The following is a 1,204-nucleotide window of genomic DNA, read 5'->3' as shown; positions in this document are numbered from 1 at the left end:
GTTCGACGAGATATTTTTTCGCGCTCATTCCAGTAGTTACGCGCCCAGAGACGATATACCTGTAGGTTCTCGGTTGAAGCTACACTGAGGCGGTCGAGACAGTCGAGAAGGGAGAACTCTACGTGGTGAACGACGACGGTGAGCGTAAGGCTACTGGAGCCTACTACACGCCCGATTATGTCGTGACGTACATCGTTGAGGAGGCCGTGGGGCCGCTACTTTCGGACATTGAGGCGGAGCTTACCGAGATGGATATGGAGCCGGGAACGCAGGAGTATGTGATCGCGTTCTGGGAGCGTGTGACGGAGCTCAAAATCCTGGACCCGGCGATGGGGAGTGGACACTTTCTGACGAAAGCGACCGGATATCTTGCCGAGGCGATGATGGAGCGGGTGCGTGAATTGGAGACTGGGAGGCTATTTGATGAAGAGCAGGTCAGACGCGAGATTTCACGGGAGTGCATCTATGGCGTCGATGTGAACGGGATGGCCGTCGAGTTGGCGAAGCTCTCGATGTGGCTCGAAACGCTCGCAGCAGACCAGCCGCTGGCCTTTCTCGATCACCACCTCAAATCGGGGAACTCGCTGGTCGGATCGGACATTACAGACGTGCTTTCCAGAGATGAGGGCGATTCAGGACAGGTAACGCTGGCGTATGATTTCGCACAGACTCGACAGCGCGCACTCGACCACGTGATGGACCTCACGGGCGAACTACTCGCTATCGACAACGAAACCCTCGAAGACATCCACTCGATGGAGGAGCTGTATGATGACATCCGCGCGGACCCACTCTATCAACGCCTGTTTGCGATGGCAACGGTCCACACAGCCAGTGAGTTCGGGTTCGACGTGCCCGAGGATGCCATCGAACGCATGGCTCGCGCCATCGAGGACGAGGCAACGTGGGCCGACATCGAGGCGGCCGACTGGTTCCGTGTAGCGCAGGCAATGGCCGACGAAGAGGGCTTTTTCCATTGGGAACTCGAATTCCCCGCGGTCTTCTTTGACAGCGACGGTGAGCGACTGGCGAGTGCGGGCTTCGATGCGATTGTGGGTAATCCGCCTTACGGTGCCGATTTCAATGAGCAGGAAATGGCCTACCTGAATCAAGAGTCAGTCGATCACATTGAGTTAGAGCAAGCATCTGCTTGAGGAAGATGTGGACCAACCCCAAGCAGACAACGAGATAGAGGAAGAGCACC

At 56.7% G+C, this 1,204-nt stretch carries 1 pseudogene; it reads left to right on the top strand.

Annotated elements, in window-relative coordinates:
* Positions 1–77: 77 nt before the first annotated feature.
* Positions 78–1,115: pseudogene (locus C448_RS15245) on the top strand (Eco57I restriction-modification methylase domain-containing protein); the annotation flags it as partial.
* Positions 1,116–1,204: the final 89 nt, after the last annotated feature.

Source organism: Halococcus morrhuae DSM 1307 (assembly GCF_000336695.1).
Taxonomy (GTDB): Archaea; Halobacteriota; Halobacteria; order Halobacteriales; family Halococcaceae; genus Halococcus; species Halococcus morrhuae.
Note: the sequence above shows the minus strand (reverse complement) of the source record. Positions and strands in the feature narration are given on the sequence as shown.